The 18,453-nt window shown below is 71.6% G+C and carries 20 protein-coding genes; 13 read left to right on the top strand and 7 right to left on the bottom strand.

Features of this window, described 5'->3' with window-relative positions:
- The first annotated feature begins 20 nt into the window (after window positions 1-20).
- From ACFY9E_RS21230 to ACFY9E_RS21245, 4 genes are all read left to right on the top strand, one after another.
- Window positions 21-1,559 (top strand): ATP-dependent DNA ligase, encoded by a 1,539-nt coding sequence (locus tag ACFY9E_RS21230; RefSeq protein ID WP_390986183.1) that lies wholly within the window; start codon window positions 21-23, stop codon window positions 1,557-1,559.
- Window positions 1,556-2,014, top strand: coding sequence for an NUDIX domain-containing protein (locus ACFY9E_RS21235; protein WP_390986186.1), 459 nt, complete (start codon window positions 1,556-1,558; stop codon window positions 2,012-2,014). The genes ACFY9E_RS21230 and ACFY9E_RS21235 overlap by 4 nt, the downstream gene beginning before the upstream one ends.
- A 76-nt stretch (window positions 2,015-2,090) precedes the next feature.
- Window positions 2,091-3,476, top strand: a complete 1,386-nt coding sequence (locus ACFY9E_RS21240) for an NADP-dependent succinic semialdehyde dehydrogenase (protein ID WP_390986188.1) — start codon at window positions 2,091-2,093, stop codon at window positions 3,474-3,476.
- Between the two features lie 25 nt (window positions 3,477-3,501).
- Entirely contained in the window at window positions 3,502-3,738 is a 237-nt protein-coding gene (locus ACFY9E_RS21245; protein WP_283970907.1) for a DUF6213 family protein, read from the top strand.
- Between the two features lie 78 nt (window positions 3,739-3,816).
- Here the strand turns inward: ACFY9E_RS21245 and ACFY9E_RS21250 are convergent, their stop codons facing one another.
- Entirely contained in the window at window positions 3,817-4,482 is a 666-nt protein-coding gene (locus tag ACFY9E_RS21250; protein ID WP_390986191.1) for a transcriptional regulator, read from the bottom strand.
- Between the two features lie 174 nt (window positions 4,483-4,656).
- Here ACFY9E_RS21250 and ACFY9E_RS21255 point away from each other — a divergent pair, with 174 nt between their 5' ends.
- Window positions 4,657-5,718, top strand: coding sequence for a 3-oxoacyl-[acyl-carrier-protein] synthase III C-terminal domain-containing protein (locus ACFY9E_RS21255; RefSeq protein ID WP_390986194.1), 1,062 nt, complete (start codon window positions 4,657-4,659; stop codon window positions 5,716-5,718).
- A 60-nt stretch (window positions 5,719-5,778) separates the two neighbouring features.
- Window positions 5,779-6,300, top strand: coding sequence for a cupin domain-containing protein (locus tag ACFY9E_RS21260; protein WP_390986197.1), 522 nt, complete (start codon window positions 5,779-5,781; stop codon window positions 6,298-6,300).
- Here ACFY9E_RS21260 and ACFY9E_RS21265 read toward each other — a convergent pair.
- The gene (locus ACFY9E_RS21265; protein ID WP_390986200.1) at window positions 6,297-7,523 is read right to left on the bottom strand and encodes an acyl-CoA dehydrogenase family protein; all 1,227 of its coding nucleotides are present in this window, start codon (window positions 7,521-7,523) and stop codon (window positions 6,297-6,299) included. The two genes, ACFY9E_RS21260 and ACFY9E_RS21265, sit on opposite strands and share 4 nt — an antisense overlap.
- Window positions 7,524-7,695: 172 nt before the next feature.
- On the opposite strand from ACFY9E_RS21265, the gene ACFY9E_RS21270 reads away from it, so the two are divergent.
- A complete protein-coding gene (locus tag ACFY9E_RS21270; RefSeq protein ID WP_390986203.1) occupies window positions 7,696-8,340 on the top strand; it encodes a TetR family transcriptional regulator in 645 nt (214 codons plus the stop codon).
- A 96-nt stretch (window positions 8,341-8,436) separates the two neighbouring features.
- Here the strand turns inward: ACFY9E_RS21270 and def are convergent, their stop codons facing one another.
- Complete coding sequence (gene def / locus ACFY9E_RS21275) at window positions 8,437-8,976, bottom strand: peptide deformylase (RefSeq protein WP_390986206.1); 540 nt, start codon at window positions 8,974-8,976, stop codon at window positions 8,437-8,439.
- 158 nt (window positions 8,977-9,134) lie between these two features.
- Here def and ACFY9E_RS21280 point away from each other — a divergent pair, with 158 nt between their 5' ends.
- The 5 genes from ACFY9E_RS21280 (at window position 9,135) to ACFY9E_RS21300 (ending at window position 13,707) form a co-directional block, all read left to right on the top strand.
- On the top strand, window positions 9,135-10,373 hold the full coding sequence (locus ACFY9E_RS21280; protein ID WP_030835363.1) for a MurT ligase domain-containing protein: 1,239 nt from the start codon (window positions 9,135-9,137) through the stop codon (window positions 10,371-10,373).
- Window positions 10,374-10,396: 23 nt separating this feature from the next.
- The gene (locus tag ACFY9E_RS21285; protein WP_283970900.1) at window positions 10,397-11,125 is read left to right on the top strand and encodes a glutamine amidotransferase; all 729 of its coding nucleotides are present in this window, start codon (window positions 10,397-10,399) and stop codon (window positions 11,123-11,125) included.
- A gap of 201 nt (window positions 11,126-11,326) precedes the next feature.
- On the top strand, window positions 11,327-12,352 hold the full coding sequence (locus ACFY9E_RS21290) for an ATP-dependent 6-phosphofructokinase (RefSeq protein ID WP_390986209.1): 1,026 nt from the start codon (window positions 11,327-11,329) through the stop codon (window positions 12,350-12,352).
- 144 nt (window positions 12,353-12,496) lie between these two features.
- On the top strand, window positions 12,497-13,447 hold the full coding sequence (locus tag ACFY9E_RS21295; protein ID WP_390986211.1) for a cytochrome c oxidase assembly protein: 951 nt from the start codon (window positions 12,497-12,499) through the stop codon (window positions 13,445-13,447).
- Window positions 13,448-13,527: 80 nt separating this feature from the next.
- The gene (locus tag ACFY9E_RS21300; RefSeq protein ID WP_390986214.1) at window positions 13,528-13,707 is read left to right on the top strand and encodes a hypothetical protein; all 180 of its coding nucleotides are present in this window, start codon (window positions 13,528-13,530) and stop codon (window positions 13,705-13,707) included.
- A gap of 32 nt (window positions 13,708-13,739) precedes the next feature.
- On the opposite strand, the gene ACFY9E_RS21305 is transcribed toward ACFY9E_RS21300, so the two are convergent.
- From ACFY9E_RS21305 to ACFY9E_RS21320, 4 genes are read right to left on the bottom strand one after another with little or no spacing between them, the layout of a single operon-like run.
- Window positions 13,740-14,954, bottom strand: a complete 1,215-nt coding sequence (locus ACFY9E_RS21305) for a histidine kinase (RefSeq protein WP_390986216.1) — start codon at window positions 14,952-14,954, stop codon at window positions 13,740-13,742.
- Complete coding sequence (locus ACFY9E_RS21310) at window positions 14,951-16,666, bottom strand: cation acetate symporter (protein WP_390986218.1); 1,716 nt, start codon at window positions 16,664-16,666, stop codon at window positions 14,951-14,953. Before ACFY9E_RS21310 ends, ACFY9E_RS21305 begins: the two co-directional genes overlap by 4 nt.
- Before the next feature lie 10 nt (window positions 16,667-16,676).
- Window positions 16,677-17,039, bottom strand: coding sequence for a hypothetical protein (locus ACFY9E_RS21315; protein ID WP_390986638.1), 363 nt, complete (start codon window positions 17,037-17,039; stop codon window positions 16,677-16,679).
- Window positions 17,040-17,041: 2 nt separating this feature from the next.
- The gene (locus ACFY9E_RS21320) at window positions 17,042-17,791 is read right to left on the bottom strand and encodes a LytTR family transcriptional regulator DNA-binding domain-containing protein (RefSeq protein ID WP_390986220.1); all 750 of its coding nucleotides are present in this window, start codon (window positions 17,789-17,791) and stop codon (window positions 17,042-17,044) included.
- A 56-nt stretch (window positions 17,792-17,847) separates the two neighbouring features.
- Between ACFY9E_RS21320 and ACFY9E_RS21325 the strand changes: the two genes are divergently transcribed.
- On the top strand, window positions 17,848-18,366 hold the full coding sequence (locus ACFY9E_RS21325; RefSeq protein WP_390986223.1) for an AsnC family transcriptional regulator: 519 nt from the start codon (window positions 17,848-17,850) through the stop codon (window positions 18,364-18,366).
- Window positions 18,367-18,453 lie beyond the last annotated feature (87 nt).

An 18,453-nucleotide genomic window follows, 5' to 3' on the forward strand; every position in this document is an offset into this window, starting at 1 on the left:
CTCCGGTGCACCATGGCTGCATGCTGCTGCACCGGCTGGCCCGAGTGTCCCGGGAGGTCGCCGCCACCTCGGCGCGGTCCCGCAAGACGGCCCTGCTCGCGGAGCTCTTCCGGGACGCCGAGGCCGACGACGTGCCGATCGTGATCCCGTATCTGGCCGGCCGGCTGCCGCAGGGCCGGATCGGCGTCGGCTGGAAGGTGCTCGGCCGCCCGGTCGACCCGGCCGCCGAACCGGGCCTGACCGTGCGGGAGGTGGACGCCCGGCTGTCCGAGCTCGCCAAGGTGTCCGGTCCCGGCTCCCAGGCGGAACGGTCCCGTCTGGTCGGCGAGTTGATGGGCGCGGCCACCGAGGACGAGCAGCGGTTCCTGCTGGGTCTGCTCACCGGCGAGGTCCGGCAGGGCGCGCTGGACGCGGTGGCGGTCGAGGGCCTCGCCCAGGCGACCGGCGCGCCGTCCGCCGACGTACGAAGGGCCGTGATGCTCGCGGGTTCCCTCCAGGCGGTGGCCGAGGCGCTGCTCGCGGACGGCCCCGCCTGCCTCGACCGCTTCCGCCTCACCGTCGGCCGCCCGGTCCTGCCGATGCTGGCGCACAGCGCCTCCTCGGTGGCCGAGGCGGTGGACAAGCTGGGCGGATGCGCGGTGGAGGAGAAACTGGACGGCATCCGCGTGCAGGTGCACCGCGACGGCGACACCGTTCGGCTCTACACCCGCACCCTCGACGACATCACCGACCGTCTGCCGGAAGTGACGGCCGCCGCCCTTCAGTTGCGGGGCGAGCGGTTCATCCTGGACGGCGAGGTGATCTCCTTCGACGAGGACGGGCGCCCCCGGTCGTTCCAGGAGACCGCCGGGCGCGTCGGTTCCCGCACGGACGTGGCGACGGCCGCCCGCGCGGTGCCGGTCTCCCCCGTCTTCTTCGACGCGCTGTCCGTGGACGGCCACGACCTGCTGGACCTGCCCTTCGCCGAGCGGCACGCCGAGCTGGCCCGCCTGGTGCCCGAGCCGATGCGGGTGCGGCGCACGCTGGTGTCCGGCCCGGACGACACGCCCACCGCGGAGGAGTTCCTCGCCGAGACCCTGAAGCGCGGCCACGAGGGCGTCGTCGCCAAGGCGCTCGACGCCCCCTACAGCGCGGGCCGGCGCGGGGCGTCCTGGCTGAAGGTGAAGCCCGTCCACACCCTCGACCTGGTGGTCCTGGCCGCCGAGTGGGGCCACGGCCGCCGCACCGGCAAGCTCTCCAACCTCCACCTGGGCGCCCGCACCGCCGACGGTGGCCTCGCCATGCTCGGCAAGACCTTCAAGGGCATGACCGACGCGACGCTCACCTGGCAGACCGAACGGCTCCAGCAGCTCGCCGTCGACGACAACGGCCACGTCGTGACCGTCCGCCCGGAACTCGTCGTCGAGATCGCCTACGACGGGCTCCAGCGCTCCACCCGCTACCCGGCCGGCGTCACCCTCCGCTTCGCCCGCGTGATCCGCTACCGGGAGGACAAGCGCCCCGAGGACGCCGACACGGTCGAGACGCTCCTCGCCGCGCACCCGGAGCTGAAGCCGTGAGGCGCAGCGCCGGCCTGCTGCTCTTCCGCCGCACCGGCGACGGCCTCGAAGTACTGCTCGGCCACATGGGCGGCCCGTTCTTCGCCCGGCGCGACGCCGGGGCGTGGACCGTGATCAAGGGCGAGTACGAGCCGGACGAGCCCGCCTGGGAGGCTGCCCGCCGCGAGTTCCAGGAAGAGCTGGGGCTCCCCCCGCCCGACGGCGAGGCCCTCGATCTCGGCGAGGTCCGGCAGACCAACGGCAAGATCGTCACGGCCTGGGCGGTCGAGGCGGACCTCGACCCGGCGACGATCGCGCCCGGCACCTTCCGGATGGAGTGGCCGCCGAGGTCGGGGCGGCTCCAGGAGTTCCCCGAGCTGGACCGGGTGGCGTGGTTCGGCCCGGACCGGGCCCGCGCGGTGATCGTCAAGGCGCAGGCGGCGTTTCTCGACCGCCTGGCGGAGCACTCGCCCTGAGGAGACGCTCCCGCGTTGCGGTCCCCTCCGCCGCGCGGGAAGGTCGAGACACAGCCCGCTCCGAGGGAGGTCAGCCATGCCCATCGCAACGGTGAACCCGGCGAACGGCGAGACGCTCAAGACGTACGAGGCCATGGGCGAGGAGGAGATCGAGCGCCGGCTCCAGCTCGCGGAGGCCACGTTCCGCACGTACCGGACGACGACCTTCGCCGAGCGGGCCCGGCTGCTGCACCGGGCCGCCGACCTCCTCGAAGAGGACCAGCAGGACATCGCCCGCGTGATGACCACCGAGATGGGCAAGCCGATCCAGCAGGCCCGCGCCGAGGCGGCGAAGTGCGCCAAGGCGATGCGCTGGTACGCCGACCACGCCGAGGAACTGCTCGCCGACGAGGAACCCGCCGACGCCGACGTCAAGGACTCCGGCGCCTCGCGCGTACGGGTCCGTTACCGGCCGCTCGGCCCGGTGCTGGCGGTCATGCCGTGGAACTTCCCGCTGTGGCAGGTGGTCCGCTTCGCCGCGCCCGCGCTGATGGCGGGCAACGTGGGCCTGCTCAAGCACGCCTCGAACGTCCCGCAGACCGCCCTCTACCTGGAGGACCTCTTCCACCGGGCGGGCTTCACCGAGGGCACCTTCCAGACGCTGCTGATCGGTTCCGCCGCGGTCGACGAGATCCTGCGCGACGAGCGGGTCAAGGCGGCCACGCTCACCGGCAGCGAGCCGGCGGGCCGCGCGGTCGCCTCCACCGCCGGGGAGATGGTCAAGAAGACGGTGCTGGAGCTGGGCGGCAGCGACCCGTTCGTCGTGATGCCCTCCGCCGACATCGACCGGGCCGCGAAGGTCGCGGTGACCGCGCGGGTGCAGAACACCGGGCAGTCCTGCATCGCGGCGAAGCGGTTCATCGTGCACACGGACGTCTACGACGCCTTCGCCGAGCGATTCGCCGAGGGCATGAAGGCGCTGAAGGTCGGCGACCCCCTGTCCGACGACACCGAGGTCGGGCCGCTCTCCAGCGAGCAGGGCCTGCGCGATCTGGAGGAACTGGTCGACGACGCGGTCCGCAGCGGGGCCCGGGTGCTGTGCGGTGGCGAACGGCCTGACGGGCCGGGCTGGTACTACACGCCGACGATCCTCGCCGGCATCACCCGCGAGATGCGGATCCACCGGGAGGAGGCGTTCGGTCCGGTCGCGACGCTGTACCGGGCGGCCGACCTCGACGAGGCCGTGCTGATCGCGAACGACTCGCCGTTCGGGCTGAGTTCCAACGTGTGGACGCGGGACGAGGGGGAGGTCGACCGGTTCGTACGCGACCTGGAGGCCGGCGGGGTGTTCTTCAACGGCATGACGGCGTCCCACCCGGCGTTCCCGTTCGGCGGTGTGAAGCGCTCCGGGTACGGGCGTGAGCTGTCCGGGCACGGAATCCGAGAGTTCTGCAACATCACCACTGTTTGGCATGGTGCGTGAGTGTTGCGGAGCTACGATCCCGTCTGTGAACCGCGAAGTGACTCTGCCTCTGATCGTCGACGACCGCGGGACCTTGCAGGTGGCTGCCGCGGATGTCAGCAAGCTCTTGCGGACGGTGGGGGGTCGGTGGGTGCGGCTCGTGGAAGGCGGGGAGTCGGGGCTGGACGAGGACACGGTCGCCGAGCTGGCCATCGAGCTGGCGAAACTGGCCGACCGTATCGATGTGGCCTGTATCGCGCACAGCAGTGGGAGTGCGACGTAGTCGTGGCGTGGTGCGGGTGCCTGGGGGCTTGTCGCGCCCACGCGGCGGAGCCGCACATCGAACACGGTCCCGCGCCCCTCATGGCACCCGGCTCAAGGTGTTCCAGAACATCGCCTCGTAGTTCTGCAGCAGGCGGCCGTACGTGTGGGCTCGTTCTTCGTCGAGGCGCCCGGCGTCCAGAGCCGCCTGGACGGCCGCCGTCGCCAGTCGATCCAGCTCCGGCGACGGCTGCGCGAAGAAGTCGAAGAAGGCGCAAGCCTCGTCGGTGAAGCCGTACCGCTCGCGCAGCGCGGTCGCGATCGTCGCGCAATAGCCTCCCCACGCGGAGAAGTTGGCCGTCAGGGCCAGGACCACGTCGGCCGGTGAGGCGTTCAGGGCCAGCCAGGCCACGTACGCGGGGTACTCCTGACAGCCCGCCAGCGGCTGGTACGACGCCTCCCGCGCCTCGTCCACTCCGCACGCTCGCGCGAACGCCGTCAGTCGCTCACCCGCCAGGGCCTCACCCTCGGCCAGGGCCGTGAAGAAGGCCGCGGCCTCCGGGTCGGCCGGCTCGCCGCGTGCCGCCAGGAACTCGAACGCCCGGCGGTCCGCCGGGATCACCCACGTCTGTTCCAGGGCCAGCGAGGCGAGGGTGGAGCGGGTGGCGGTGCCGTCGGCGATCCGGGGGATCAGCGGGTTGGCGCGCGGGTCCGGGGCGAGGGCCGCGGTCGTCGTCTTCAGCAGATCCCGTGCCGGGTGCGTCATCGCGTCCTCCGTCGTCGAGGTGTCCGTACGAGCGTGGCACGGCGTGCCCGATACGGAGTAGTCCGGCGCGAAGTCGGTGTACCGGCGGGAGATCGTGGGGGGACCACTCCTTGAGGTGACGCACCTTCTGACCGGGGGCGAAGGCCTTCCGGGCGGCGAAAGCAGGCACGGTTCATGGCGACTTTGTGCAGACCCGCGGTGTCCGTTCCAGAGCACGTGATCACGATGGAGGAGACGCTGGAGCTGGCGCGAGAGCGCCACGCCGACCACCCCCGACTGCCTCTGGCCCTCCGCCTGATCGAGAACACCGGTGTGCGCACGCGGCACATCGTGCAGCCCATCGAGGAAACTCTGAGACACCCCGGTTTCGCGGACCGCAACAAGCTCTACGAGGCCGAGGCGAAGGCCCGGGTGCCCGCGGTCGTCCAGCGGGCGCTGGACGACGCGGAGCTGCTCGCCACCGAGGTGGATCTGATCATCTACGTGTCGTGCACGGGCTTCATGATGCCCTCGCTCACGGCGTGGCTCATCAACGAGATGGGGTTCGACCCGACCACCCGTCAGCTGCCGATCGCCCAGCTGGGATGCGCGGCCGGCGGCGCGGCCGTCAACCGGGCCCACGACTTCTGCACGGCGTACCCCGACGCCAACGCGCTGATCGTGGCCTGCGAGTTCTGCTCACTGTGCTACCAGCCGACCGACATCGGTGTCGGCTCACTGCTGTCGAACGGCCTGTTCGGTGACGGCGTCGCCGCCGCCGTGGTCCGCGGCCGGGGCGGCGAGGGAGTCCGCCTGGAGCGCAACGGCTCGTACCTGATCCCCAAGACCGAGGAGTGGATCACGTACGACGTCAGGGCGACCGGCTTCCACTTCCTGCTGGACAAGCGGGTGCCGGCCACGATGGAGCCGCTCGCCCCGGTGCTGCAGGACTTGGCGGGCGACCACGGCTGGGACGCCTCCGACCTGGACTTCTACATCGTGCACGCCGGCGGGCCCCGAATCCTCGACGACCTCAGCACCTTCCTGCGCGTCGACCCGCACGCCTTCCGCTTCAGCCGGGCCACGCTCACCGAGTACGGCAACATCGCCAGCGCCGTCGTCCTGGACGCGCTGCGCCGGCTGTTCGACGAGGGCGGCCCCGAGGACCGGGCCCGCGGGCTGCTCGCCGGGTTCGGACCCGGTATCACCGCCGAGATGGCCCTGGGCCGCTGGCACAGCGGGGACGAGGCGAGGTGACATGAGCGAAGAGACGATCACCGGGATCCTGCCCCCTGCCCGTGCCGTGGTGAGCGGGCGATGACGGCGACGGAAGGGCTGCTCGTCCCCCCGGGGCACGGCCGGGTGGTGGCGGCCCCCGCCCAGCACGTCACCTTCAAGGTGACCGGCACGCACTCCCGGGCGGCCTCCACCTTCGAGGTGGTCGTGCCCCCGGGCTTCGACGTGGGCGCCCATGTGCACACCCGCAGCGAGGAGTTGTTCTACGTCCTCGAGGGCGAGCTGGACGTCCTCGCCTTCGAGCCGCGGGTCCGCACTCCCGACCACTGGCAGCAGTGGGAGTCCCGTTCGGGCAACCGGGTGGTACGGGCGACACCGGGAACGGTGATCGTCGTGCCCCCGGGGTGCCCGCACGCGTTCGCCAACCCGACGGAGGAGCCCGCGAAGGTGTTCTTCCAGGCGAGTCCGCCGCCGGATCACGAGCGGTATTTCGAGGAACTGCTGGAGATTCTCGGCGCCGGGGGCCCGCCGGACCACGCCGCGATCGAGGAGCTGCGGGCGCGGTACGACATCAAGCAGCTGACGCCGTTGAGACACCGTTAGCGGATGGGCACCCCGGCCAGGGTCCGGGCGATGACCAGCCGCTGGATCTCGCTCGTGCCCTCGAAGATGGTGTAGATGGCCGCGTCGCGGTGCATCCGCTCGACGGGGTACTCGCGGGTGTAGCCGTTGCCGCCGAGGATCTGGATGGCCTGGGCTGTGACGCTCTTGGCCGTCTCGCTCGCGAACAGCTTGGACATCGAGCCCTCGGCGGCGGTGAACGGCTTGCCGTTGATCGCCATCCAGGACGCGCGCCACACCAGCAGGCGGGCCGCGTCGATGGACGTCCGCATGTCCGCGAGCTGGAAGGCGACACCCTGGTTGTCGATGATCGGGCGCCCGAACTGCTCGCGCGTCCTGGCGTAGTCGAGGGCGACCTCGTAGGCGGCGCGGGCGGTGCCGACCGCCATGGCGCCGACCGCGGGACGCGAGGCCTCGAACGTGGCCATCGCCGCGTTCTTGACCCGCTCCCCGCCCTGCTTGGCCTTCTCCCGTGCGCGGGCCAGCCGCTCGTCCAGCTTCTCCTTGCCGCCGAGCAGGCAGGAGCCGGGGACGCGCACGTTGTCGAGGATGACCTCGGCGGTGTGCGAGGCGCGGATGCCGTGCTTCTTGAACTTCTGGCCCTGGGCCAGCCCCGGCGTCCCCGGCGGGACGATGAAGGAGGCGTGCCCCTTGGAGCCGAGTTCGGGGTCGACGACCGCGACGACGACATGGACGTTGGCGATGCCGCCGTTGGTCGCCCAGGTCTTGGTGCCGTTGAGCACCCACTCGTCCTTGGCCTCGTCGTACACGGCGCGGGTGCGCATCGAGGCGACGTCGGAGCCGGCGTCGGGCTCGGAGGAGCAGAACGCGGCGACCTTGACATCGTTGGCGTCGCCGTACATCTGGGGGATCCAGGTGCCGATCTGCTCCTCGGTGCCGTTGGCGAGGACACCCACGGCGGCCAGGCCGGTGCCGACGATCGACAGGGCGATGCCCGCGTCACCCCAGAAGAGCTCCTCCATCGCCATGGGTATGCCGAGGCCGGTCGAGTCGAAGTACTGCTGGGCGTAGAAGTCCAGGGAGTAGATGCCGACCTTGGCGGCCTCCTGGATGACCGGCCAGGGAGTCTCCTCACGCTCGTCCCATTCGGCGGCCGCGGGGCGGATCACATCGGCCGCGAAGCCGTGCAGCCAGTCCCGGACCTCCTTCTGTTCGTCGTTGAGCTCCATGGTGAACTCGGCCATGTCGTCCCCTCCAGCGGCACACGTGCATGTTACTTGCGGTAACACCAGTCTGTTACCGACGGGTAGTCGAAGTCAACTCCAACCGACCGGTCGGCACCCGTCCGGTCTCCCGCGCATGCTTCAGTGTTAGTTTGCGCAGGCGTCAGCGAAACAGCACGGGTGGGGAGAGCACATGGAGACCACGCAGCGGTCCGATCAGCAACGGTCCGCCGACCGCCGTCGGCGTGAGCTGCTGGAAGCCGCCGACCGGGTGGTGCTGCGCGACGGCCCGCAGGCCTCGATGAACGCGATCGCGGCGGAGGCCGGCATCACCAAGCCGATTCTCTACCGGCACTTCGGCGACAAGGGCGGACTTTACGCGGCCCTTGCCAAACGGCACACGGACGCGCTGCTGGACTCGCTGCGGGCGGCGCTGGACGCGCCGGCGGACCGACGGGAGCGGGTCGAGGCGACGTTGGACACGTACCTCGCGGCGATCGAGGCGCGGCCCCAGGTGTACCGGTTCCTGATGCACCCGGCGGAGGGGAGCCAGCCGGGGGATCAGGGCTTCGATGTCGGCAAGCACAGCGCGCCGTTGCTGCGGCGTATGGGCGAGGAGCTGGCACAGGTCATCGAGGAGCGGCTGGACCTCGGCCCGGGCGGGCAGCAGCTGGCTCGGGTGTGGGGGCACGGGATCGTCGGCATGATGCACGCCGCCGGGGACTGGTGGCTGGGGGAACGGCCCTGTTCCCGTGCGGAGTTGGTGCGGAGTCTGGCCGATCTGCTGTGGGGTCGGCTCGCCGCCGCGGGTGACCGGGTGGGGGGCCCGGGGTTCTGACCGTCGCGCCCCGGCCCACCGCCGGTCGGGGCCGGTCGCGCCCACGCGGCGGAGCCGCATATCGAACACAGCCCCGCGCCCCTGAGGGAACGACGCTCAGGCACTCCAGGAAGCCCGGCTCACCTGGCGCATCAGCCTGCGGTGGCGCCAGCCCCTGAGGTGGTCCGCGTAGACGCGGCCCTCCAGGTGGTCGCACTCGTGCTGGAGGCAGCGGGCGAAGAACCCCGTGCCGTGGACGGTGACCGGCTCTCCGGTCACCGTGAAGCCCTCGACGACCGCGTGGTCGTACCGTTCCGTTCCCGCCTCCAGGCCGGGCAGGGACAGACAGCCTTCCGGGCCCCGGATCACCACACCGTCCATTTCGGTCAGACGCGGGTTGATCACATGGCCCACATGGCGGACGTCCTCGTCGTCCGGGCAGTCGTAGACGAAGACCCGCAGCGGCTCGCCGACCTGGTTGGCGGCGAGCCCGACACCCTGGGCCGCGTACATGGTGGCGAACAAGTCCTCGACGAGCCGGGCCAGTTCGGGGCCGAAGTCGGTGACCTCCGCGCAGGGCGCGTGCAGGAGCGGATCGCCGTGCAGGGTGAGGGGTCTCACGCGGCCGTGGGCGCCGGGGATGGGGCTGTGTCGCATGGCGGCAAGAGTAAGGTCCTGTCGGTCCGCGCCTCCCACACGAGTTCGCCACAGTGCCGCGGTTCGGGAGTGCGAATGGATCTCGATAGGCTGAGGTCCACACCACGTGGCCGTCAGGCTTCAAGGCGCGGCGCGTACGCAAGGAGGATCGAGAACTGATGGCAGGCAACTCGGACCCGCTCTCGCCGCGGGCCAAGCTGGCCGTGACCGCGGGCAAGGCGGTCGCGGCGGCATCGCGCGCCGCAGGGCGCGGCAGCGGTTCGGTGATCGGTGGCCGGGTCGCGCTCAAACTCGACCCCGACCTGCTCGCCCGGCTCGCCCAGAACCTGGACGTGATCCTGGTCTCCGCGACGAACGGCAAGACCACCACCACCCGGCTCATCGCCGAGGCACTGCGCGCGGCGGGACCGGTCGTCTCCAACGCGCTCGGCGCCAACATGCCGGCCGGCATCACCTCGGCCCTCGCCGGCAGCTCGGACGCCCGCTACGGCGTCATCGAGGTCGACGAGAAGTACCTCGCGGGCGTCGCCCGGGACACCGCCCCGAAGTGCATCGCCCTGCTCAACCTCTCGCGCGACCAGCTCGACCGCGCCGCCGAGACCCGCATGCTCGCCGAGAACTGGCGGGAGGGACTCGCGGGTTCCAAGGCCGTGGTCGTGGCCAACTGTGACGACCCGCTGGTGGTGTGGGCGGCGTCCTCCTCCCCCAATGTGATCTGGGTCGCGGCCGGGCAGATGTGGAAGGACGACGCCTGGTCCTGCCCGTCGTGCGGTGGCGTGATGCAACGCCCGGGCGACGACTGGTTCTGCGGTGAGTGCGGCTTCCGCCGTCCGACGCCGAGCTGGGCGCTCTCCGGCGACCACGTCCTCGACCCGCACGGCTCGGCCTGGCCGATCCACCTCCAGCTGCCGGGCCGCGCCAACAAGGCCAACGCCGCCTCCTCGGCCGCCGTCGCCGCCGTGTTCGGGGTGCCGCCGCAGGTCGCGCTGGAGCGCATGTACCAGGTGCAGGCGGTGGCCGGGCGCTACGACGTCGTCCAGTTCCAGGGCCGTGACCTGCGTCTGCTGCTCGCGAAGAACCCGGCCGGCTGGCTGGAGACGTTCTCCCTGATCGACCCGCCGCCCACCCCGGTCATCCTCTCCGTGAACGCCCGCGGCGCCGACGGCACCGACACCTCCTGGCTGTGGGACGTCGACTACACGCGCCTGACCGGCCACCCGATCTGCGTCGTCGGCGACCGGCGCCTGGACCTGGCCGTGCGCCTGGAGGTCGCCGACCAGCACTTCCAGGTCTACGAGAACCTCGACCAGGCCGTGGCCGCCTGCCCGCCGGGCCGGATCGAGGTCATCGCCAACTACACGGCGTTCCAGGACCTCCGCCGCCGCGTCGGCAACTGAGCACGAGACGTCAGGGGACTTTTGTGAGCGACAACCAACTGCGCATCGTCTGGATCTATCCCGACCTGCTCAGCACCTACGGCGACCAGGGCAACGTCCTCGTCGTCGAACGCCGGGCCCAGCAGCGCGGCCTGGACGTGGCCCGGCTGGACGTGCGCAGCGACCAGCCGATCCCGACCTCCGGCGACATCTACCTGATCGGCGGCGGCGAGGACCGTCCGCAGCGGCTCGCCGCCGAGCGGCTGCGCCGGGACGGCGGGCTGACCCGGGCCGTGGAGAACGGCGCCATCGTGTTCTCCGTGTGCGCCGGCTACCAGATCCTGGGCCACGAGTTCATCAACGACCTCGGCCAGCGCGAGCCCGGCCTCGGGCTGCTGGACGTGGTGTCGACACGCGGCGAGGGCGCCCGCTGCGTCGGTGACGTGCTGGGCGACGTCGACGCGCGGCTCGGCCTGCCCCCGCTGACCGGCTTCGAGAACCACCAGGGCGTCACCCACCTCGGCCCCACCGCCCGCCCCCTCGCCCGGGTGCGCTTCGGCAACGGCAACGGCACGGGCGACGGCACGGAGGGCGCGTACAACGACACCGTCTTCGGCACGTACATGCATGGGCCGGTGCTCGCGCGCAACCCGCTGATCGCGGACCTGATGCTGAAGCTGGCCCTCGACGTCAACGCGCTGCCCCCGACCGACGACCGCTGGTACGAGGCACTCCGCAACGAGCGCATCGCCGCTGCTCAGCAGCCTGCGTGAGCGCTGCGCCGCAGCGTGTCCGAAGGACGCGTCAACCTGCTGGTCAACAGCCCGTCTGACGGCACATCCGCACAGGTGAGCGGGGTCGTCCAGCAGGCGGACGCGTCCTTCGGTCCGGGCCCTCGATGCCGCTAGGGTGGCGGGGATTCGAGCCGGACAACGTGGTCCGGACCCGGCCCACGTGGAGAAGGTATTCGGGCTATGCGCATTGGTGTCCTCACGTCCGGCGGCGACTGCCCCGGCCTGAACGCCGTCATCCGGTCCGTCGTGCACCGTGCCGTCGTCGACCACGGCGACGAGGTCATCGGCTTCCGGGACGGCTGGAAGGGCCTCCTGGAGTGCGACTACCTCAAGCTCGACCTCGACGCGGTGGGCGGCATCCTCGCCCGCGGCGGCACGATTCTCGGGTCCTCCCGGGTCCAGCCCTCCCATCTGCGGGACGGTGTGGAGCGGGCCAAGGGCCACGTCGAGGAGCTCGGCCTCGACGCGATCATCCCGATCGGCGGCGAGGGCACGCTCAAGGCCGCGCGGCTGATGTCGGACAGCGGCCTGCCCGTCGTGGGCGTGCCGAAGACCATCGACAACGACATCGCGGTCACGGACGTCACGTTCGGCTTCGACACGGCCGTGGGTGTGGCGACCGAGGCCCTGGACCGGCTCAAGACCACCGCCGAGTCCCACCAGCGGGTCCTGGTGGTCGAGGTCATGGGCCGGCACACCGGCTGGATCGCGCTGCACTCCGGCATGGCGGCCGGCGCGCACGCCATCGTCGTGCCTGAGCGGCCCTTCGACATAGAGGAACTGACCAGGCGGGTCGGCGAGCGGTTCGAAGCGGGCAAGCGCTTCGCGATCGTCGTTGCGGCGGAGGGGGCGAAGCCCCGGGCCGGGAGCATGGAGTTCGACGAGGGCGGCAAGGACATCTACGGGCACGAGCGGTTCGCCGGGATCGCCCGGCAGCTGTCCGTGGAGCTGGAGGGGCGCCTCGGGAAGGAAGCCCGCCCGGTGATCCTCGGACATGTGCAGCGGGGCGGTACGCCGACCGCTTACGACCGGGTGCTGGCCACGCGGTTCGGGTGGCATGCGGTGGAGGCGGTGCACCGGGGGGAGTTCGGGCAGATGACCGCGCTGCGCGGGACCGACATCGTGATGGTGTCGCTGGCCGAGGCCGTCAAGACGCTGAAGACGGTGCCTGAGGATCGGTACGACGAGGCCGAGACCGTTCTCTGAGGTTGCCGTAGTGGGCCGGGGCGAACACAGCCCCCGCGCCCTGTGAGACGTCGTACCGCCCCCGGTCGCCATGACGACCGGGGGCGGTTCTAGTCTTGGGGCGGACAGATTGCAGCACACCCCCACGAAACAGGAGCCGGCGGAATGGATCACAGCGGGCACGGCATGACCATGGATCTGCCGCCGTTCACGCTGGGACGAGGTCTGGAGTGGTCGGCAGACCCGTTCTTCCTCGTCGCCTGCCTGGCCGGGCTGGCCCTGTACGGGTGGGGTGTCGTGCGGCTCGTCCGGCGCGGGGACAGATGGCCCGTGGGGCGGACGGTCGCCTACGTCCTGGGTGTGCTGAGCATCATGCTCATGATGTGCACCCAGCTGAACGACTACGGCATGGTCATGTTCAGTGTGCACATGGTGCAGCACATGGTCATCAGCATGGTGTCGCCCATCCTCATCCTGCTCGGGGCGCCGATCACGCTGGCGCTGCGGGCGCTGCCGACCGCGGGGCGGGGCCGCAAGGGGCCGCGTGAGCTGCTGCTGATGTTCCTGCACAGCCGGTACATGCGGATCATCACGCACCCGGCCTTCACGATCCCGCTGTTCATCGCGAGCCTGTACGGCCTGTACTTCACGCCTCTCTTCGACACCCTGATGGGTTCCAAGGCGGGGCACATCGCGATGATGGTGCACTTCCTCGCCGTGGGCCTGGTGTTCTTCTGGCCGATCATGGGCGTGGACCCGGGCCCGCACCGCCCGGGCTACCTGATGCGGATGCTGGAGCTGTTCGCGGGCATGCCGTTCCACGCGTTCTTCGGGATCGCGCTGATGATGGCGTCCGCACCGATGGTCGAGACGTTCGAGAACCCGCCCGCCTCGCTCGGCATCGAGGCGCTGGCCGACCAGAACGCGGCGGGCGGCATCGCCTGGGCGTTCAGCGAGATCCCGTCCGTGCTGGTGCTGGTCGCCCTGCTGTTCCAGTGGTACGCCTCGGACCAGCGGCAGGCCAGGCGCACGGACCGGGCCGCCGACCGCGACGGGGACAAGGAACTCGAGGCGTACAACGCTTATCTCGCCTCGCTGAACACGCAGGGGCGCTGAACACGACTCGTGTACGGGCCGTGCGCGCCGGGCGTCCGCCAGGCACCATGGAGGAACCGAACCATGAGGAGGGTGTTGCGATGCCCGGTTCCACGAACGGTTCCAACTCGACCAAGACCATGGGAGTGATCACCATGGGCGGGCTGGTCGTGGTGACGGCCTACACGGTGGCGCTCGGGAGCAACGGCTGGCTGTGGTTCGGCTGGGTCGTCCTGGGCCTGATCACCCTGGGCCTGGTGGTCACCGCGCGCAGCACCTGACGGCCCACCGCCCGGTCGGCCGGCGGGGCGGCTCACTCCCGGGTCAGCCGGCCCGCCGAGTGCACGCCCGGCTGGTACTTCGGGAGCCGGACAGTGATCTTCATGCCCGCGCCCGCGGCGGTCTCGATGACGAGGCCGTAGTCGTCGCCGTAGACCTGGCGGAGCCGGTCGTCGACGTTGGAGAGGCCGATGCCGCCCGAGGGGCTGACCTCGCGGGCGAGGATGCGGCGGAGCAGGCCGGGATCCATGCCGGCGCCGTCGTCCTCGATGACGACGAGCGCCTCGGCGCCCGCGTCCTGGGCGGTGATCTGGATGTGGCACCTGCCCGAGGACACGGCCTTGCCCTCCAAGCCGTGCTTGACGGCGTTCTCGACGAGCGGCTGCAGGCACAGGAACGGCAGGGTCACCGGCAGCACCTCCGGCGCTATCTGGAGGGTCACGGAGAGCCGGTCGCCGAATCGTGCCCGCACGAGCGCCAGGTAGTGGTCGATGGCGTGGAGTTCCTCGGCGAGGGTGGTGAAGTCGCCGTGCCGGCGGAACGAGTAGCGGGTGAAGTCGGCGAACTCCAGGAGCAGCTCGCGGGCGCGCTCGGGGTCGGTGCGGACGAACGAGGCGATCACCGCGAGCGAGTTGAAGATGAAGTGCGGGGAGATCTGGGCCCGCAGCGCCTTGATCTCCGCCTCGATGAGACGGGTGCGGGACTGGTCGAGATCGGCCAGTTCCAGCTGGACCGAGACCCAGCGGGCGACCTCGCCGGCGGCCCGGACGAGTACGGCCGACTCGCGGGGCGCACAGGCGACGAGAGCGCCGTGCACCCGGTCGTCGACGGTGAGCGGGGCGACGACCGCCCAGCGCACCGAGCAGTCGAGGCTGTCGCAGGTAAGCCGGAAGGCCTCACCGCGGCCGGTCTCCAGGGAGTCCGCGAGGCGTTCCATGATCTCGGTGCGGTGGTGGGCGCCGTCGCCGTCCCAGACCAGGACCTGCTCGCGGTCGGTGAGGCAGAGGGCGTCCGTGCCGAGCAATGAGCGCAGTTTGCGGGCGGACTTGCGGGCCGTCTCCTCGGTCAGGCCGGCCCGCAGCGGGGGCGCGGCGAGGGACGCGGTGTGCAGCGTCTCGAAGGTGGCGTGCTCGACGGGCGTGCCGAGACCGGCGAGGCTCTTGGCGCGGGCGGTGCGCCGGCCGAGCCAGACCCCCAGGGCGAGCACCGGGAGCACCGCGACGCACAGGCCCGCCAGGAAGCCGCTCATGCCGGCACCTCCGTGCGCAGTTCCTCGGGCAGATGGAACCGGGCCAGGATCGCCCCGGTGCCGGGAGGGACCCGGCCGGGGGTGGCCAGGGACACCAGGATCATGGTGAGGAAGCCCAGCGGCACCGACCACAGCGCGGGCCAGGCGAGCAGGGCGTGCAGTGCGGCGCCCTCACCCGGGTAGCCCGCCATGGTCGCGGCGACGGCGAGCAGGGCGGAACCGCCGCCGACCAGCATCCCGGCGGCGGCGCCGGGCGGGGTCAGCCGCCGCCACCAGATGCCGAGGACGAGCAGCGGGCAGAACGACGACGCCGACACGGCGAAGGCGAGCCCGACGGCGTCGGCGACCGGCAGCCCGCCGACCAGGACGCTCGCCGCCAGGGGCACGGCCATGGCGAGGACCGTCCCGAGCCGGAAGTGCCGCACGCCCCGGGACGGCAGGACGTCCTGGGTGAGGACGCCGGCGACCGCCATGGTCAGCCCCGAGGCCGTGGACAGGAACGCGGCGAAGGCGCCCCCGGCGACCAGCGCCCCCAGCAGGTCGCCGCCCACTCCCCCGATCATCCGGTCGGGCAGCAGGAGGACGGCGGCGTCCGGGTCGCCGGTGAGGGTGAGTTCGGGGGCGTAGAGGCGGCCGAGGGCGCCGTAGAGGGGTGGCAGGAGGTAGAAGGCGCCGATCAGGCCGAGGACCGCGACGGTGGTGCGGCGGGCGGCGACGCCGTGCGGGCTCGTGTAGAAGCGGACCACGACGTGCGGCAGGCCCATGGTGCCGAGGAACGTGGCGAGGATCAGCCCGTACGTGGCGTAGAGCGGGCGTTCCTGGCGGCTCTCGGCCTGTGACGGGGACAGGTCGCCGCCGCCGCTGCGCCCGGCCCGGGGGACGGGGGCGCCCGCGGCGAAGGTGAGGCGGGTGCCGCGTTCGATGTGGTGGGTGCCCGCCGGGAGGGTGAGGCGGGCGTCGGTGTGCGTCCGGCCGTCGACGGTGCCGGTCACGGTGACCGGCAGGGGGCGGTCCAGCTTCAGGTCGATGCGGTCCTCGACGAGGACGGCGCGCTGCTCACGGAAGGTGGCCGGTTCGTCGAAGGCGTGCCGGGGGGCGCCGTCGCTCTGCCAGGTGAGGACCAGGAAGAGGGCGGGGACGAGCAGGGCGGTGAGCTTCAGCCAGTACTGGAAGGCCTGCACGAAGGTGATGCTGCGCATGCCCCCGGCGGCGACGATGGCGGTGACGACGACGGCGACGATCACTGCGCCGAGCCAGTCGGGCGCCCCGGTCAGCACGGTCAGGGTCAGTCCGGCGCCCTGGAGCTGGGGCAGCAGGTACAGCCAGCCGACTCCGACGACGAAGGCACCGGCCAGCCGCCGCACGGCCTGGGAGGCGAGGCGGGCCTCGGCGAAGTCGGGGAGGGTGTAGGCGCCGGAGCGGCGCAGCGGGGCGGCGACGAAGAGCAGCAGGACCAGGTAGCCGGCGGTGTAGCCGACCGGATACCAGAGCATGTCGGGGCCCTGGACCAGGACCAGGCCCGCTATGCCCAGGAAGGAGGCGGCGGAGAGGTACTCCCCGCTGATGGCGGCGGCGTTGAGGCGCGGGCCGACGGTGCGCGAGGCGACGTAGAAGTCGGAGGTGGTGCGGGAGATGCGCAGGCCGAAGGCGCCGACGAGGACCGTCGCGACGACGACGAGGGCGACGGCGGGGATGGCGTAGCTGGAGTTCATCGGTGGGGATTCAGCGGTCTTCGACGAGGCGTACGAAGTCGCGTTCGTTGCGCTCGGCGCGGCGGACGTACCAGCGGGCGAGCAGGACGAGGGGGGCGTAGAGGCCGAAGCCGAGGACGGCCCATTCCAGGCGGCGGGCGTCGGGCATCGCCGCGAAGAGCAGGGGCAGCGGGCCGACGAGCAGGCCGAGGACGGCGAACACGGCGAGCGCGGCGCGCAGTTGGGTGCGCATCAGGGAGCGGACGTAGGTGTCGCCGAGGGTGGTCTGCTCGTCGATCTCGGTGCGCGGGCGGTAGTAGCCGGAGGCCGCTCGGCGGGTCTGCCGGGGCGGGCCGGTGACGACGACGCGGCGTTCGGTGTGGTCCTGGGGCACCGTCACGGCCTCCTCATGAGCAGGTCGCGCAGTTCGCGCGTGTGGCGGCGGCTGACCTGGAGTTCCTCGGAGCCGACGAGGACGCTGACGGTGCCCGCGTCGAGGCGGAGTTCGCCGATGTGGCGCAGCGCGACGAGGTGGCGGCGGTGGATGCGGACGAAGCCGCGGGTGCGCCAGCGCTCCTCCAGGGTGGACAGCGGGATGCGCACCAGGTGGCTGCCCTTGTCGGTGTGCAGGCGGGCGTAGTCGCCCTGGGCCTCGACGTGGGTGATGTCGTCGACGGCGACGAAGCGGGTCACGCCGCCGAGTTCGACGGGTATGTGGTCCGGGTCGGGTTCGTGCACGGGGATGCGCGGGGCGGCGCCGCGCAGCTCCGCGGCCCGGCGGACGGCCTCGGCGAGCCGCTCCTTGCGGACCGGTTTGAGGACGTAGTCCACGGCCTTGAGATCGAAGGCCTGCACGGCGAAGTCCTCGTGGGCCGTGACGAACACGACGAGCGGCGGCCGGGCGAAGCCGGTGAGCAGCCGGGCGAGGTCGAGGCCGTCGAGGCCGGGCATCTGGATGTCGAGGAAGACGACGTCGATGGCCTCCGGCCCGCCCGGGCCGGACTCCAGGGCACGGTTCATGCGGCGCAGCGCCTCGGTGGCGTCACCGGCACCCTCCGCGCTGCCGATGCGGGGATCGGCCCGCAGGAGGTAGAGCAGCTCCTCCAGGGAGGGGCGTTCGTCGTCGACAGCCAGGGCGCGCAGCATGAACCCGGAGTGTAGGGGTGATCCCCGCCGTCCGGACACGTGGATACAGTGCCCGCATGAACAGCAGGCCGTCCTCGCCGTTCGACGAACTCGACCGGAAGATCGTCACCGCGTTGATGGCGAACGCCAGGACGTCGTTCGCCGAGATCGGCACGGCGATCGGCCTGTCGGCCACGGCGGTCAAGCGGCGGGTCGACCGGCTGCGCGAGACGGGCGTGATCACCGGGTTCACGGCCACGGTGAAGCCGTCGGCGCTGGGCTGGCGCACGGAGGCCTACGTCGAGGTGTACTGCGAGGGTGCCGCCCCGCCGCGGCGGCTGGCCGAGGTCGTGCGTGACTACCCGGAGATCACCGCGGGGATGACCGTGACCGGCGGCGCGGACGCGCTGCTGCATGTGCGGGCGCGGGACGTGGAGCACTTCGAGGAGGTGCTGGAGCGGATCCGGCAGGAGCCGTTCATCCGGAAGACGATCAGCGTGATGGTGCTGTCCCATCTGCTCCCCGAGAGCCCGGAGGCGGGAGCCAGCCATCCGGCGCCCGAAGGGGGTCGGGGCGGCGCATCAGACGTGCGCTGAGCGGCCGGAAGACGCAGCGTTCCTGCGCGAACGCGCAACCATTGTCGCTTGTCGGGCACCTCCGCCAGTTCCTACCGTTGTGTCAAC

The organism is Streptomyces sp. NPDC012466, from assembly GCF_042955215.1.
Lineage (GTDB): Bacteria > Actinomycetota > Actinomycetes > Streptomycetales > Streptomycetaceae > Streptomyces.